The 16,241-nt window shown below is 64.1% G+C and carries 12 protein-coding genes; 10 read left to right on the plus strand and 2 right to left on the minus strand.

Features of this window, described 5'->3' with window-relative positions; genetic code table 11:
- Window positions 1-68 precede the first annotated feature (68 nt).
- The 5 genes from ligA (at window position 69) to HNQ08_RS04215 (ending at window position 4,633) form a co-directional block, all read left to right on the plus strand.
- On the plus strand, window positions 69-2,135 hold the full coding sequence (ligA, locus tag HNQ08_RS04195) for an NAD-dependent DNA ligase LigA (RefSeq protein WP_184127854.1): 2,067 nt from the start codon (window positions 69-71) through the stop codon (window positions 2,133-2,135).
- 210 nt (window positions 2,136-2,345) lie between these two features.
- Complete coding sequence (locus HNQ08_RS04200) at window positions 2,346-2,738, plus strand: Asp23/Gls24 family envelope stress response protein (protein WP_184127855.1); 393 nt, start codon at window positions 2,346-2,348, stop codon at window positions 2,736-2,738.
- Window positions 2,735-3,304: a transcription antitermination factor NusB gene (gene nusB, locus HNQ08_RS04205; protein WP_184127856.1), complete on the plus strand. Its 570-nt coding sequence runs from the start codon at window positions 2,735-2,737 to the stop codon at window positions 3,302-3,304. The genes HNQ08_RS04200 and nusB overlap by 4 nt, the downstream gene beginning before the upstream one ends.
- The gene (locus HNQ08_RS04210; RefSeq protein WP_184127857.1) at window positions 3,301-4,191 is read left to right on the plus strand and encodes a bifunctional 5,10-methylenetetrahydrofolate dehydrogenase/5,10-methenyltetrahydrofolate cyclohydrolase; all 891 of its coding nucleotides are present in this window, start codon (window positions 3,301-3,303) and stop codon (window positions 4,189-4,191) included. The genes nusB and HNQ08_RS04210 overlap by 4 nt, the downstream gene beginning before the upstream one ends.
- Window positions 4,175-4,633 carry a divergent PAP2 family protein gene (locus HNQ08_RS04215; protein WP_184127858.1) on the plus strand — a complete coding sequence of 153 codons (459 nt, stop codon included), beginning with the start codon at window positions 4,175-4,177 and terminating at the stop codon, window positions 4,631-4,633. The genes HNQ08_RS04210 and HNQ08_RS04215 overlap by 17 nt, the downstream gene beginning before the upstream one ends.
- 75 nt (window positions 4,634-4,708) lie before the next feature.
- Here the strand turns inward: HNQ08_RS04215 and HNQ08_RS04220 are convergent, their stop codons facing one another.
- Both HNQ08_RS04220 and HNQ08_RS04225 read right to left on the minus strand, forming a co-directional pair.
- On the minus strand, window positions 4,709-6,883 hold the full coding sequence (locus tag HNQ08_RS04220; RefSeq protein ID WP_184127859.1) for a glutamine synthetase III family protein: 2,175 nt from the start codon (window positions 6,881-6,883) through the stop codon (window positions 4,709-4,711).
- Window positions 6,884-7,166: 283 nt separating this feature from the next.
- Window positions 7,167-9,401, minus strand: a complete 2,235-nt coding sequence (locus HNQ08_RS04225; protein ID WP_184127860.1) for an ATP-binding cassette domain-containing protein — start codon at window positions 9,399-9,401, stop codon at window positions 7,167-7,169.
- Between the two features lie 163 nt (window positions 9,402-9,564).
- Here HNQ08_RS04225 and glnA point away from each other — a divergent pair, with 163 nt between their 5' ends.
- From glnA to HNQ08_RS04250, 5 genes are all read left to right on the plus strand, one after another.
- The gene (glnA, locus tag HNQ08_RS04230) at window positions 9,565-10,911 is read left to right on the plus strand and encodes a type I glutamate--ammonia ligase (RefSeq protein ID WP_184127861.1); all 1,347 of its coding nucleotides are present in this window, start codon (window positions 9,565-9,567) and stop codon (window positions 10,909-10,911) included.
- Window positions 10,912-11,363: 452 nt separating this feature from the next.
- Window positions 11,364-12,521 carry a branched-chain amino acid ABC transporter substrate-binding protein gene (locus tag HNQ08_RS04235; RefSeq protein WP_184127862.1) on the plus strand — a complete coding sequence of 386 codons (1,158 nt, stop codon included), beginning with the start codon at window positions 11,364-11,366 and terminating at the stop codon, window positions 12,519-12,521.
- A gap of 197 nt (window positions 12,522-12,718) precedes the next feature.
- Window positions 12,719-13,732 (plus strand): branched-chain amino acid ABC transporter permease, encoded by a 1,014-nt coding sequence (locus tag HNQ08_RS04240; protein WP_184127863.1) that lies wholly within the window; start codon window positions 12,719-12,721, stop codon window positions 13,730-13,732.
- The gene (locus tag HNQ08_RS04245; protein WP_184127864.1) at window positions 13,729-15,372 is read left to right on the plus strand and encodes a branched-chain amino acid ABC transporter permease; all 1,644 of its coding nucleotides are present in this window, start codon (window positions 13,729-13,731) and stop codon (window positions 15,370-15,372) included. Before HNQ08_RS04240 ends, HNQ08_RS04245 begins: the two co-directional genes overlap by 4 nt.
- The gene (locus HNQ08_RS04250) at window positions 15,369-16,220 is read left to right on the plus strand and encodes an ABC transporter ATP-binding protein (RefSeq protein WP_184127865.1); all 852 of its coding nucleotides are present in this window, start codon (window positions 15,369-15,371) and stop codon (window positions 16,218-16,220) included. The genes HNQ08_RS04245 and HNQ08_RS04250 overlap by 4 nt, the downstream gene beginning before the upstream one ends.
- The last annotated feature ends 21 nt before the right edge of the window (window positions 16,221-16,241 follow it).

Raw genomic sequence — 16,241 nt, forward strand, 5'->3', positions numbered from 1 at the left:
GGGGGTACGCAGGCCACTGCGGTGATTCCGCCTCCAGCCGAACCGGGCAGGAGTGCTACGCTCTTGGCATGGATCAGGCCGAGACCCCCTCCGTGCAGCCTAGCCCCGGTGAATACGAGCAGTACCTGGCCCTGAGCGCCGCTGTGGCCCGCCACAACCGCGCCTACCACGAAGAGGATGCCCCTACCATTCCCGACAATGAGTACGACGCTCTGGCGAAGCGGTTGCGCGCCCTGGAGTCCAGCCACCCCGACTGGGTCGAACGGGCCGCGCAGGAGATGGGGGCCGACACCAGCCCAGCGCAGGCGGTGGGCGGCGCGCCCAGCACGGCCTTTCAGCCAGTGAATCATCCCACCCCGATGACCAGCCTGGACAACGTGTTCGACGACGCCGAGCTGGCAGAGTGGCGTGAGAAGCTGGCCCGCTCGCTGAACCTACCGCCCGAGCATGATGGGTTTGTCTTTACCGGAGAACTGAAGATTGACGGCCTGAGCGTCAATCTGTACTACCGGGACGGTCAATTGCAGTGGGCCGCCACGCGCGGCAATGGGGTGACCGGCGAGATCGTGACCGCGCAGGTGGCGACGGTGCCGGGCATCCCCACGGTCCTGGAGGGCCTGAGCGGGGAACTGGAAGTGCGCGGCGAGGTTTACATGAGCCGCGCCGACTTTGCCGCCTACAACGCTCAGGCCGAAGAACTGGGCACCCCTCTGCTCAAGAATCCCCGCAACGGCGCGGCGGGTGCGCTGCGTCAGAAGGACCCGGAAGTGACGCGCACCCGTAACCTCAAGGCCATCTTCTACGCGCTGGGCAAGCGGGACGGCGTGCCCGTCACCACCCAGGGCGAGGTGCTGGCCTGGCTGCAGGCCCAGGGCTTTTCCATCAGCGCCTACAGCGAGCAGCTGACGGGTATTGCCGCCGCCGCCGATTACCACGCCCGCATGACCGCCCACCGTCAGAATTTTGAATTCGACGCCGACGGTACGGTGTTCAAGCTGGACCCGCTGCGCCTGCAGGAGGAGGCGGGGTTCACCAGCCGGGCCCCACGCTGGGCGATTGCCTACAAGTTCCCGGTGGAGGAAGTGGAAACGGTGCTGGAGAGCATCAGTGTCAATGTGGGCCGCACCGGCAAGCTGACGCCGCTGGCGCACCTGTCGCCCCGCCTGATCGAGGGCAGCACGGTCAGTAAAGCCACGCTGCACAACCAGGATTTCGTCCGTGACCTGGATCTTCACCTTGGCGATACCGTCGTGGTCCGCAAGTCCGGCGGCGTGATTCCGCAGATCATGCGCGTGGTGATGGAAAAGCGTCCGGCGGACGCGCAGCCCTTCGTGTTCCCGAACACCTGCCCCGAGTGTGGTCAGCCGGTCGTGCGCGCCCAAGACGACGCCAACACCTACTGTGTCAACCCGGCCTGCCCGGCGCAGACCTTCCGCCTCGTGGAGTATTTCGTGTCGCGCGGCGCGATGGACATCGCGGGCGTGGGCGGCAAGCTGATCGCTCAATTGCTGACGCTGGGACTGATCCACGATGCGGCGGACCTGTACGCGCTGAACGCCGAGACGCTGGCCGGGCTGGAACGCGGCGGCGAGAAGAAGGCCGCAAACATCCTGGCCGAACTGGAGGCCAGCAAGTCCCGTCCGCTGTGGCGCCTGATCAATGCGCTGGGCCTGGACCACGTGGGCGAGCGCAACGCCCAGGCGCTGGCGAACGCCTTTGGCACGCTGGACGCGCTGATGGCCGCTACTCCCGAAGAAATCGAGGCGGTCCCCGGACTGGGCAAGGTGATCGGCGCGAGTGTGGCAGTGGCGCTTAAGGAGGAGGGCTACGTCACGCTGCTCAACAAGCTGAAGGTGGCTGGCGTCAATCCGCGGGGGGAGGAAGTCCGCCGGGGCGAGCAGCTCAAGGGCCTTAACTTCGTCATCACCGGGAGCCTGAGCCGCCCGCGCGATGTCATCAAGGCTGAGCTGGAAGCTGCCGGAGGGCGCGTCACTGGCAGCGTGACCGGCAAGACCTCGTATCTGATCGCCGGGGAGGATGCCGGAAGCAAGCTGACCCGCGCCCAGGAACTGGAAGTGGCGGTGCTGGACGAGGCCGGGCTGGCCGCGCTGCTGGCCGAAAAAGGGGTGGTGTAGGCGGAAGGTAGGATGGTAGATCTACCTCATCCCTTCGAGGAGCTCAGCCTCCGGGGCAGCAAGCGGACCGTGTTCCCGGCTGCCCCTGCGGGGCCTGACCTTCCAGTACGGCTTTCCTGGCCGCTCGCCCCACATCGTCGCGCTCAGCCTCTAAACTGTCCGGTATTGGCGCGGCGCCCCACTCGGCCCGCGCGCGGAGGCATTCTCATCATGGCAAGCAACCCCACTCAGTCCATCCCCGCCCCCAGCTCAGACGTCGAGATCAGCAAGAACGTTCTAATGGAGATCGCCGCCACCACCATCACCGGCATTGAGGGCACCGAAGTCGCCTCTGCGCCGCTGAACATGGGCGCGGTGCTGCGCAACCAGAGCGGTGCCCGCAAATCCCGCGCCCTGCGCGTGACCCGCGACGGCGGCAGCGTCAGCGTGGACGTGGGCCTGAACATCAATTTCGGGCAGAATCTGGTGAACGTCTCGCGGCAGGTGCAGCGCGCTGTGTGCGAGAACATCGAGCTGATGACCGGCCTCAAGGTCAGCGCCGTCAACGTGACCGTGCAGGGGGTGTGCGTGCCCGCCGCGCCTGCCACTAGGAGCCAGCCTTGACCCGCCGCCGTGAGAAGGCTGCCCAGCCCGTCGGCACCCGCCGCGCTGCCCGCGAATTCGCCTTCCGTGTGTTGTTCGAGGCCGACCGGGGCGATCTGCCACTGGACACGGTGTTCACCCGCGCCGAGGGCCAGATGCGCGACGGCGACGACACCTTCCCCCGCCTGAACGAGGAAGCGCTGACTTTCGCCCGCGAACTGGTGGACGGCATCGGGGCACATCGCGCCGACATCGACGAGACCCTGCAGCGGACCATTCGTGGCTGGAGCTTCGGGCAGATGGCCCAGACGGACCTCAACGTGCTGCGGCTGGCGACCTTCGAGATGGGGTACACCGGCGAGCCTCACCCCCCGGTGATCGAGAGCGCCGTCCGTATCGCGCGCAAATTTGGCGGCGACGATTCGGGACGGTTCGTCAACGGCGTGCTGGCGGGCCTCAGCCGCAGCATGAAAACAGCCCCTGTCGCGCCGCAGCTGGACGAACAGGAGTCCGAGGAGCAGGGACTGCCTGGACAGGAGGCGTCCGCACAGGAGGCGGGGGAGAGCGGGCCAGAGGAGCGCGGGTGAGCGCACGGGTGCTGGCCGGGCCACCCGTCGCTGCGGCGCTGCTGGCGGACGCCGCGGCGCGGGCTTCGCGCCTGCCCGCCCAGCCCAATCTGGTGATCGTGAGTGTGGGTGACGATCCCGCCAGCCTCAGTTACGTGCGCGGCAAGTCGCGCAAGGCCGGCGAGGTGGGCCTGCGAAACACGGTCCACGCGCTTGCGGAAACCACCACCCAGGCCGAGTTGCTGACACTGATCGATACCCTCAACCGTGACGATGACGTGAACGGCATTCTGGTCCAGCTGCCGCTGCCCGCGCAGATCGCCGAGGCCGCCGTGCTGCACGCCATCGATCCGCGCAAGGATGTGGACGGCTTTCATCCCCTTAACGTGGGCGAGCTGTGGGCGGGGCGCCCGGCGCTGACGCCCTGTACCCCTGCCGGGATCATGTTCCTACTGGAGCACCACGGGGTTCCGGTGGCGGGCGCGCGGGCGGTGATCGTGGGCCGCAGCCATCTGGTGGGCCGCCCGCTGGCCGCACTGCTGCTGAACGCCGACGCCACCGTCACAGTGGCCCACAGCCGGACCCGCGATCTGGGAAGTGTCACGCGCGAGGCCGATATCCTCGTTGCCGCTGCCGGAACCCCCGGGCTGATCACGCCGGACATGGTCAAACCTGGGGCCACGGTCATCGACGTGGGCATCAACCGTGTGCTGAAGCCGGACGGCAAGGGCCATCTGGTGGGCGACGTTCATCCGGACGTGGCGGGTGTGGCTGGGGCGCTGACCCCGGTGCCCGGCGGCGTCGGCCCCATGACCGTCGCGCAACTGCTGGCGAATACCGTCCGGGCCGCTGAGTTGCAACACGCCGCCCGCGCTGACCTTGAGGCTGCCGGTGAATTCGTTCGCTGAGCTACTGAGCAACCGCTGGTTGTGGACCGCCATCCTGGCCTCCACGAGCGCGCAGCTCTTCAAGGTCTTTCTGATCCTGCTGATCGAGCGGCGCTGGCGCCCTGCCGCCTTCATGGAAACGGGCGGCATGCCCAGCAGTCACAGCGCCATGGTGGCGGCCCTGACCACGGGCGTCGGACTCTCTGAGGGCGTCGGCAGCGCGCCGTTTGCCATCAGTTCCGTCTTCGCCCTGATCGTCATGTACGACGCCACCGGGGTCCGGCATGCCAGTGGTCAACAGGGTGCCCTACTCAACGAACTGATCAGCGAGCTGCGCGACGTGGTGCGCGCAGGCTTCGCGCCCCTGCCGGTGCGCGTGCTGCTGGGCCACACTTACCTGGAGGTCCTGATAGGCATTCTGCTGGGAGTTGGCGCGGGCGTTCTGGCCTTCCGGGTGCTGTAAGTCTCCCGGAGCCTGACGCAGAGAACACCACAAAACCCCCGCCGTCTTCGGGCGGGGGCAGCAGTGTGGGCCGTTTTACTTCACGAACAGCATCTGACGGTACGTCGGCAGCGGCCACAGCTTGAAGTCGATCATGTTCTCCAGCCGGTCGGCCACGGTGCGCACCTCGCGCATGGCCGGCAGCACATGATCACGCATGTGGTAGGCCTTTTCATGCACTTCCTCGCCGCCCTGGGCCGCGTTCTGTTCACGTAGAACCTGCAGGGCGTCGTACAGTTTGTCGGTCATGTCGCTGACTTCACGGCTCACGCCAGCAGCGGCGCGGCTGCTTTCCGGCACGTTCTTCAGGGCCGCCAGATACGCCAGGGCCGCAGGCAGGATCTGACGCTGGGCCATGTATTCGGTGGTTTCGCCCTCGATGTTCACGGTCTTGAAGTAAATGTCGTACATGATTTCCTGCCGGGCCGCCAGTTCGCGGTCATTCAGGATTTTCAGCTTGCCGAACAGCTCGATGTTCTTGGGGCTGTGCAGGTGTTCCAGGGCGTCCAGGGCGGTGCGCAGGTTCAGCAGGCCACGCTCGTGCTCGGCCTCGTGGTGCCACTCGTCGCTGTAGCCGTCGCCATCGAACACGATGCGTTTATGGGTCTTGTACGTCTCGCGCACCAGCTCGGCCAGGGCCGTGCTCAGCTCCATGCCGCCGTCCAGCCTGGTTTGAAGATCGGTCATCAGATCGCCCACCGAGTCCGCCACGATGGCGTTCATGACCGTGATGGGAAAGGAAATGCTCTGGGAGCTGCCCACCGCGCGGAATTCAAACTTGTTGCCGGTAAAGGCAAACGGGCTGGTGCGGTTGCGGTCCCCGGCGTGCACCGGTATTTCGGGCAGCACGCGGCTGCCCAGCCCCATCAGGCCGGCCGATTTGCCGCGCCCGCCCTGACCGCTGGCAAGACGCTCGAAGATGTCGCTCAGCTCGCTGCCCAGAAAGATGCTGATGATCGCGGGCGGGGCCTCGGCGGCTCCCAGACGATGATCATTGCTGGCGCTCGCCACGCAGGCGCGCAGCAGGTCCTGATGCTCGTCCACAGCCTTGAGGACCGCGGAGGTGAAGAACAGGAACTGCATGTTCTCGTCAGGGGTGTCTCCGGGATCGAGCAGATTCTCGCCCGCATCGGTCGCCATGCTCCAGTTGCAGTGCTTGCCGCTGCCGTTGATGCCTGCGAAAGGCTTCTCGTGCATCAGGCAGACCAGGCCGTACTTGCGGGCGGTGGTCCGCAGCACCTGCATCATCAGCTGCTGGTGGTCGGCGGCGATGTTGGAGTGCTCGAAGATCGGGGCCACTTCGAACTGCCCGGGTGCCACCTCGTTGTGGCGGGTTTTGACCGGGATGCCCAGCGCGTACAGCTGCATCTCGGCATCGGTCATGAAGCTGAGAATGCGGTCGGGAATTGCGCCGAAATAGTGGTCTTCCAACTCCTGCCCGCGCGGGGGCTTCGCGCCGAACAGTGTACGCCCGCTCATGACCAGATCGGGACGGCGGTAGTAGTACTCCTCGGCAATCAGGAAGTATTCCTGCTCGGCGCCCAGGCTACTGGTGACGCGGGTGCCTTCGGACGCACCGAACAGCTTGAGGGCCGGTGTCACCGCCTTGTTCAGCGCCTCGATGGAGCGCAGCAGCGGCGTCTTGAGGTCGAGTGCCTCGCCCTTCCACGACGCGAAGACGCTGGGGATGCACAGGGTCGCGCCGTTGGCATGCCTGACGATGAAGGCGGGGCTACTGGGGTCCCAGGCGGTGTAGCCGCGCGCCTCAAAGGTGGCCCGCAGGCCGCCCGAGGGGAAGCTGGAGGCGTCCGGCTCGGCCTGGATCAGCTCCTTGCCGGAAAAGGACATGATCGCCACGCCGTCCCCGGCGGGATTCAGGAAGGAATCGTGTTTCTCGGCCGTGCCGCCGGTCAGGGGCTGGAACCAGTGGGTGTAGTGCGTCGCGCCCTTCTCCATCGCCCAGGTTTTCATCGCTAGCGCCACGGTGTCGGCAATGCTGGGGTCCAGCTTCTCGCCGCGCTCGGCCGTGGCCTGCAGGCTCTTGAAGGCGCTCTTGCTCATGCGGGTCTTGAGCTGGTCGGCTGTCAGCACGTCGCTGGCGAATTTCTCGGTCACCAGTTCGCTGGGGGTGGGCTGCGCGGTGGCCTCTACCCGCCAGTTGCGGGCCGCCGAGTTGACATCGAAATCCTGGGTGTTACTGGCCTGAGTCATAATCGCTCCTCTTGGGCTGGCAGACCGCAACCGAAACGGCGCGAGAGGGCGCTGGTCGCGTGCCATTCCCTCTCGCCGTCCCACCTGGCCCTGTCATCGGCATGGAGTATAGCCGCCGCGCCAAATTTGGGTCAACGCACTTCTCTGAACAGGTGGACTGGAAAAGCATCCTGATTTATTTTTCTGCTCCCCGTTTGTGCAATCTGTTCTCCGTAATCTGGTTTTCTGTCCAGATTGCTGACGGCATTTTACAACTTGTCGTCCCTCGTCATGCGCCCCTGTTTTACAGAAACTGCCCGGTCAGGCTCCGCGCACAGGATTTCAAGCCCTGCGGCGGTCCCTCGTACAGCACCTCTCCGCCTGCGCTGCCGCCCTCGGGTCCCAGGTCGATTACCCAGTCGGCCTGCCGGATCACGTCGAGATGATGCTCGATTAGCACGGCGGTGTTGCCGCCCTCCACCAGCCGGTCGATCAGGCGCATCAGCATGCCGATGTCCGAGAGATGCAAACCCGTGGTGGGTTCGTCCATCACGTAGACGCTGCCCTTCTTGTGCAGTTCCGTGGCGAGTTTGAGGCGCTGGCCCTCGCCGCCCGACACGGTGCTCAGCGGCTGTCCCAGTTTCAGGTAACCCAGGCCCACGTCATTCATGGCCTTCAGGACGGCGGCGATCTTCTTCTCGGTGAAAAAGGCCAGCGCCTGCTCCGCCGTCATTTCCAGCACGTCGGCAATCGAGTGACCGCGCAAGTGGTAGGTCAGCACCTCTTCTTTGAAGCGCTTGCCCTCACAGACCTCGCACACGGAGGTCATGCCCTCCATAAAAGCCAGGTCGGTGTAGATCACGCCCAGACCATTGCACTCGGGGCAACTGCCCTCTGAATTGAAGCTGAACAATGAGGGGCTCACGTCGTTGGTTCTGGCGAAGGCCTTGCGGATGTCGTCCATGATTCCCGTGTAGGTGGCCGGGGCCGAGCGGCTGTTGGCGCCTACACGGGACTGGTCGATCACGATGGCCTCGGGGTGCTGTGCCAGAAAAACGTCGTTGATCAGGGAACTCTTGCCCGACCCTGCGACGCCGGTCACCACCGTCAACACCCCTGTGGGAATGTCCACGGTCACGTTCTTGAGGTTGTGCAGGCTGGCATTGCGGACCGTCAGGTGGCCGGTCGGCTGGCGGACCTCCTGCTTGATCGGCAGGTGCTGACCCAGAAACCGCCCGGTCAGGGTGTCGGCCTGCTGCAGCGCGGAGTAACTTCCCTCGAACACCACCTGCCCACCGTGCGTTCCGGCCCCTGGCCCGATGTCCACCACGTGATCGGCCACCGCAATCACGTCCGGGTCGTGTTCCACCACCAGCACGGTATTGCCCTTGTCCCGCAACTTCCGCAGCAGCCCGGTCAGCCGCGCCACGTCGCGGGCGTGCAGGCCCACACTGGGCTCGTCGAGGATGTACAGCATCTCGGTCAGGCTGTTGCCCAGGTGCCGGATCATCTTGAGGCGCTGCGATTCGCCCCCGGACAGCGTGGCCGTTTCGCGGTTCAGGCTTAAGTAGCCCAGCCCGATGTCCACCAGATGCTGCAGGCGCTCCTTGAGGTGGCCGGCCACCCGCGCCGCCGCCGGGTCGCTGAGGCGCTCCAGAAAGGCGATCAGTCCGGTGATTTCCAGTTCCGACACGTCGGCGATGTTCTGCCCGTCAATGCGGCAGTTCAGTGCTGCCGCGTTCAGCCGTGCGCCGTGGCAGACCGGACAGGTCTGGGAGGTGGTGAAGTCTTCAAAGACCTTGCGGCCCCGCTCGGTCATGGCGGCGGCGTCCTTTTTGAGGTACATCCTCGTCATGCGCTCCACCAGGCCCTCGTATTTGGAGCCGAACTCCCCAAACGAGACCTTTACGTCCGCGCCGTACAGCAGGGCGTGTAGTTCCTCCGGGGTGTAGTCCTCAATCGGTTTGTCGTTGTCGAACAACCCCGAGAGCGGATACATCTTCCACATCCACTTGCCCACCCTGAATTCGGGATGCAGGATGGCCCCGCCGTTCAGCGACAGGCGGCGGTCCAGCAGGCGATCCAGATCCAGTTGCGTGGTTTTGCCGATCCCCTCGCACTCCGGGCACATCCCCTGCGGTGTGTTGAACGAGTAGGCGAAGGCCGGTCCCGCAGAGGGCTGGCCGAAGCGCGAGAACAGCAGGCGCAGCGGCGCGGCGATGTCGGTGTAGGTGCCCGCCGTGGACCGTGCGCCGCCGCCCACCCGCTTCTGATCGATGATGATCGGCGCGTTCAGGTGTTCGATCCGGTCCACGTCCGGCTGACCATAATGCGGCAGGAACCCCTGTACGAAGGCCGTGAACGTCTCGTTGAGCTGACGCTGCGCCTCGGCGGCGATGGTATCGAAGACCAGCGAGGACTTGCCAGAACCAGAAACGCCAGTGAAGACTGTGATCCTCCCCTTAGGAATATGGAGCGAAACGTCCTGCAGATTGTTCTCGCGTGCGCCGTACACCTCAATGGACTGCTGCTGGGTCATCTCTGAACCTCCTGACCACTTCAGATTCCCTGAGCTTTATGTGAAAACACCCCACGGGAGACCTTAATTTCGTCTTAATTTTGTATGACCCATCATGTGTTTCCTCGCACACGCTGCCAGGCCGTTACCCTGAGTACAGACCATTTCCGGAGGCAAATCACTCATGACCACAGCACCCCAGCGGGCCGAGATACTGGCCCAATTGCAAGACGCCCAGATCAAGTTTCTACGGCTGCAATTCACCGACATTCTGGGCACCACCAAGAACGTGGAGGTCCCGCGCTCGCAGTTCGAGAAGGCGCTGAGCGGTGACGTGACCTTCGACGGCAGCGCTGTGGAGGGCTTTACTCGCGTCGAGGAGTCCGACATGCTGCTGCGCCCCGATCTCGGCACCTTCCTGATCTACCCGCCGTTCTCGCGCGAGGAAGGAGAGCGCGGGGCAGTGGCCCGGCTGATCTGCGACGTGACCCTGCCCGACGGCACGCCGTTCACGGGTGACCCCCGCCGGGTTCTGCAGCGTCAGATCGAGCGGGCGCGGGACAAGGGTTACGAGATGTTTGTCGGCACCGAGCCTGAATTCTTCCTGTTCGAGCGCACCCCTGCTGGGCTGGGCAGCACGGTCACGCATGACCGGGCCGGCTATTTCGATCTGGCGCCCATCGACAAGGGCGAGCGCATCCGGCGCGAGATCGCCAACAAACTTGTCGAAATGGGTTTCGAGATCGAGGCCGCCCACCATGAGGTTGCCCCCGGTCAGCACGAAATTGACTTTCGGTACGCCCCAGCCCTGGAAACGGCGGACCGTATTGCCACCTTTAAATTCGTGGTCAAGCGGGTGGCACTGGAGTACGGACTGCTGGCCAGCTTTCTGCCCAAGCCACTGGCGGGCGTCAGTGGCAGCGGGATGCACTGTCACCTGAGCCTGTTCAGGGACGGCAAGAATGCGTTCGCCGACGAGAAGGGCCAGTACGGTCTCTCGAAGACCGCTGAGGGCTTTATCGCCGGCCTGCTGGATCATGCCGAAGGGATGACGGCCATCACCAACCCGCTGGTCAACAGTTACAAGCGGCTGGTGCCGGGCTTTGAGGCCCCGGTCAACATTGCCTGGAGCACCAGTAATCGCAGCGCGCTGGTGCGCATTCCGGCCAAGCGAGGCAACTCCACCCGTGCCGAGCTGCGGATGCCGGACCCCAGCTGCAACCCGTACCTGGCGCTGGCGGTCATGCTGGCCGCCGGACTGGACGGCATCGAGCGGGGGTTGGAGCCACCGCCCGCGATTGCACGCAACATCTTCAAGATGACCGTGCGCGAGAAACGCCACCACCGCGTCAAGGAACTGCCCACCGACCTCCGTGAGGCCCTGGAGGAATTGGGCAAGGACGAGATCCTTCGGCAGGCGCTGGGCGAACACGTCCTGGATCACTTCATGGCCGCCAAGCGGGCCGAGTGGCGAGAGTACAGCTCTGCCGTCCACGCCTGGGAACTGGAACGCTACCTCGATCTGGTCTAAGCCAATCAGGTTTCAGCCAGAAAGTCGAGCCCTGTCTGTAGGCTACCTTTTGACTCTTGCAGAGTTATGTTCCTCTGATCACGGTCTGCAACAGTGCCGCAAATCAATAGCTGTCTGGCTCTTAGGAACCGTCAATGGACAACCTGATAACTCCAGAGAAGAACACGCGGTTTAACAATGGAGCCAGCCAATTGGGAGGGGATTGGCCCCCTCTCTTTATTAAGGTGGTACCTCGGAAGACCGCACGGCCCCTCGAGAACGCTTGTTTATTGCCAAAATCACCTCATTTCAGCAATAAATCTTCTTGCATAGCTGCATTTTTCACATTTGAGTTCCAAAGGTCACATGAGGGGCGCATTGACTTCACCTTAACTCGTCCCTAGAATCTCGCTATCGCAACCACAGCGCACCCAGAACCCAGGATCTGCGGCGCATCTATATCCGGAGGAATTATGAAGAAGACCGCTTTGAGCCTTTCTGTACTCGCCGCGATGGCGCTCGGCACCGCCAGCGCGCAGACCACCATCAAGATTGCTTCCATCAGCCCGCTGTCCGGCGGCCAGAGCAACCTGGGCACCCAGATTCGCAACGGCGTGCAGCTGGCGGTCAACGAGTACGCCCCGCTGTTCAAGAAGGCAGGCTTCAACCTGCAGCTCGTGCCTTACGACGACCAGGCCGATCCCGCCACCGGCACCGCCGCTGCCCGCAAGATCGCCTCGGACCGCGCCATCCTGGCCGTGGTGGGCACCCTGAACAGCGGCGTGGCGATTCCTGCCAGCGCGGCTCTCGCCCCCAGCAACCTGGTGATGATCAGCCCGGCCAACACCGCCAACCAGGTCACGGACCGCGGCCTGGCGAACATGAACCGTATCGTGGCCCGTGACGACTCGCAGGGTCCGGCCGGCGCGAACTTCATCATGAACAACCTGAAGGCCAAGAAGGTCTACGTCCTGAACGACAAGACTGCCTACGGTGAAGGGCTGGCCGCCGAGGTCGAGAAGGCTCTCAAAGCCAAGGGCGTGACCATCTCTGGCAGTGAAGGCACTGAAGAGAAGAGCGACTTTTCCAGCATCGTCGCCAAGATCAAGCTGACCCGGCCTGACGCCATCTACTTCGGCGGCATCTACAACCAGATCGGCGTGTTCATCAAGCAGCTGCGCGGCGCGGGCATCGACACCCCCGTGGTCGGTGGCGACGGCCTGGACAGCAGCGAGCTGCCGGTGATCGTCGGCAAGGCCGGCGCCAACAACATCTACTACACCACCGTGGCTGCCCCGCTCGAGGCGCTGCCCGCGGCCAAGACCTTCGCCACCAGCTTCCAGAAGACCTTCAACACCCCCGCCCAGGGCTTCGGCGCCTTCGGCTACGACGCCGCCAAGGTGACGCTGCAGGGCATTCTGGACGCCGCGCGCGCCAACGGTGGCAAGGTCCCCAGCCGCAAGCAGGTTCAGGACACCATTCGCAAGGGCACCTATAAGGGCCTGCTGTCGGGTGAAGTGAGCTTCAACAGCGTCGGGGACCGCAAGGCTGCCACCCTGTACGTGATCAAGGTCAAGGACGGCAAGGCAGACCTGGAAACCAGCCTGCCCGTCAAGCCCCCCAAGAACTGAGTAAGCGACCCGTTTGACCATGGGGCCGGGCTGCGTGCCTGGCCCCTTTTTTAAGACATCAGGGACCGTGGGGAGAAGCTGGAAATGATTCCACGGAAAACCCGCCCCTCAAGAGTAGAATGCCGTCGATTTCACTGTCACCATTGTTTTTGACGCCCTGCCGTTCCCCCTTCATCTACTGAAAGGAGCTGATTTCTTTGGAACTTTCTGTCCTGCTGCCCTTTATCGTCAACGTGATCGTGGGCGGCCTGATTCTGGGATTCGTCTACGCCATCATCGCGCTGGGCTACACCATGGTGTACGGCGTGCTGCAGCTGATCAATTTCGCCCACTCGGAGGTCTTTATCACCGGGGCGGTGGTGGGATTCGAGGTCTTCCGCATCTTGCAGGACTCGACCATGAACGGCTATCTGAAGCTGCTGATCGCGCTGATCGCCGCGATGCTGGTTTCGGGTCTGCTCAACGTGCTGATTGAGCGGCTGGCCTACCGGCCCCTGCGCGGATCGCCCCGGCTGGTCCCGCTGATCACGGCCATCGGTGTTTCGCTGATCTTGCAAGACACCTTGCGCTTCCTGGAGGGTCTGCAGGGCCGATTTGACCTGACCTACACGCTGCCCGCTGGTTTCGGCGACAAGTTCTGCTCCACCAACAGCACCTGCGCCCCGGTGGGCGATTTCCTGCGCACGATTGGCGTGGACGTGCAGCTGAAAGACGTGATTCTCGTGGTCGTGTCGCTGGTCAGCCTCGCGGTGCTGAATTACGTGGTCAACCGCACCCGGCTGGGCAAGGCCATCCGCGCCGTGTCCCAGGACCGGGTGACCGCCGGACTGATGGGCATCGACTCCAACCTGATGATCAGCGCCACCTTTCTGATCGGCGGGGCGCTGGGCGGCGTCAGCGGTGTGCTGTTCGGGCTGAAGTTCGGCACGGTCAATGCCTACAGCGGTTTCGATCCGGGCATCATCGCCTTCACGGCGGCGGTGCTGGGCGGTATCGGCAGCATTCCCGGCGCAGTGCTGGGCGGCCTGCTGCTGGGCGTGATCCAGAACCTGATCGGCGTCATGAACATCTTCGGGAACCTGCTGGGTTTTGCCAACCTGAGTACCATCGACGCCAGTTACTCGAAGATTGGCCCGTTCATCGTGCTGGTGCTGATCCTGATCTTTAAGCCCACCGGCCTGCTCGGCAAGAGCAACGTGGAGAAGGTATGACGGTTGCCACTCCTCCGCAGGCGAACCCCACCGTTCGCCGTCCCGTGGTCAAGCCAGACCGCACCGTCTGGCTGATGCTGTTCTTCATCGTCACCTCCGTCCTGCTGCTGGTTTCTCACGAACCCGACGTGTTGAGGAACCTGGGGCCACTCGGCAGCGTCCTTCGCAACAAGGTGGTGGAGGCGCTGGTCGTCTCGCTGTTCCTGGCGAACGTCCTGTTCGCCTATCTGTGGAAGGCTGCCAACTGGGCCAAGCTGATCGTGGGCGTTGGCAGCCTGCTGTTCGTGCTGCCGCTGGCGGGGCAGGCCGATACGAGTCTGCTGGACCTGAGCATCCAGGTCATGATCTTCGCCGCGCTGGCGTTGGGCCTGAACATCGTGGTGGGGTTGGCCGGGCTGCTCGACCTGGGTTACGTGGCCTTCTTCGCAGTGGGAGCGTACACCTGGAGCATCTTCGCCAGCCCCCGCTTCGGGGAGGTCCTTAAGTACTACGGCAGCAATCCGGGCACGACCGGCAGCGGCACCCTGGCCCTCGGCCTGGTGCTGACGGCGATTACGGCAGGCAGCATGATCTATATCCGGGGACTGCACGGACGGGTTGCCCCCACCCGGCTGAGCAACCTGAGCTTCCTTCTGGCCGGTTTTGGTCTGCTTGCGGGCATCCTGCTGGTGGGGCGCTCGATCCTGGTGCTGGCCTCTGGCTCGGCGGCGGCACTCGCCAACGGGATCAACCCCGGTTTCTTTTGGCTGTTCCTGGCTCTGAGCATCATGGCCGCCGCTATCGTGGGCGTGCTGATCGGCCTGCCGGTGCTGAAGCTCAAGGGTGACTATCTAGCGATCATCACGCTCGGCCTGGGCGAGGTCATCCGGGTGCTGGCCAACAACCTGGGCCTGTACACGGCAGGTTCGCAGGGCATCACCCCGATTGAGTCGGCCTCAGTGCCGTGGTTCAACAGCCTGGTCGGGGCGCTGGGGTTCGGTCAAGATCAGTACTACCTGCTGTTCCTCTACGTGCTGGTGCTGATCGTGATCGCTGTGATCCTGCTGGTCAACGTCAGGTTGGACAAGAGCCGGATCGGGCGCGCATGGATCGCCATCCGCGACGACGAAATCGCGGCGCAGGCCATGGGTGTGCCTCTGATGCAGACCAAGCTGATCGCGTTCGCCACGGGCGCCAGCTTTGCCGGCGTGATGGGCATGCTCTTCGCGGCCAAGCAGACCTTTATCAGCCCCGAGAGCTTCAACCTGCTGCAGAGCATCACCGTGCTGAGCATGGTGGTACTGGGCGGCATGGGCTCATTCAGCGGCGTGATCCTGGGGGCCGCAGTGGTCACGCTGCTCAACCTGCGGATTCTGCCGGGTCTGGGCGAGGCAAGTGCCAACGTGCCTTGGATTCCACAAGAGGTCAACCCTGCAAACTTCAACCGCTTTATCTTCGGCGCGATTCTGGTGGCCATGATGCTGCTGCGCCCCGAGGGCCTGCTGCCCAACAAACGCGTGGCCCGCGAACTGCACCACGAGGACGATCAGGAAGATGAGAGCAAGGACGGCAACGCCAGCGGCCTGAACCAGGGCGGCGACGTGTACAGCGCCGGACTGGCCACCATCAAGGAAGACGACAAGCCCGGAGGCAACCGATGATCAAGACCACGGTCCATCCTGGCCCGGCGGTTCCGGGCAGCACCAGCAGCATTCTCGAAGTGGACGGGCTGACCAAGGAATTCGGTGGACTGACTGCCGTGAACGCGGTGACCATGCACGTTCCCAAACGGTCTATCGTCAGTGTGATCGGCCCCAACGGCGCCGGCAAGACCACCTTCTTCAACATGATCACCGGCATCTACGCGCCCACGCACGGCAGCATTCGGCTGGACGGACGCGAACTCGTGGGCCTGCGTCCCGATCAGGTGACCGAAGCCGGGATCGCGCGGACCTTTCAGAACATCCGTCTGTTCTCCAGCATGACCAGCGAGGAAAACATTATGGTGGGGCGCAACGCCCGCCTGAAGAGCACCTTCGTGGACGCCGTGCTGCGGACCCGACGCTTTCACGAGTCCGAGCACGAGGCGCGCGAGGCCGCCCGCATCATGCTGGACTTCGTGGGTCTGTCGCGCTGGCGCAACGAGATCGCCACCAATCTGCCCTACGGCGATCAGCGCAAGCTGGAAATCGCCCGCGCGCTGGCGACCACGCCCCAGCTGATCCTGCTAGACGAACCCGCCGCCGGGATGAACCCCCGCGAGACCGAGGACCTCAAGGCGCTGATCCGCCGCATTCGCGACGAATTGGGGGTTACTGTGTGTCTGATCGAGCACGACATGCGGCTGGTCATGACCCTCAGCGAGTACATCACCGTGCTGGACTACGGCACCAAGATCAGCGAGGGCCTGCCGCATCAGGTCCGCAACGACCCCGCCGTGATGGAGGCGTACCTGGGACGTGGGGCCGCCGCCGGGGAATACGGCAAGGAGGAAAGGGCCAATGGTTAACAGCGCCGCGTCCAGTTCAGC

It is taken from the genome of Deinococcus humi (genome assembly GCF_014201875.1).
In the GTDB taxonomy this organism is placed as follows: domain Bacteria; phylum Deinococcota; class Deinococci; order Deinococcales; family Deinococcaceae; genus Deinococcus; species Deinococcus humi.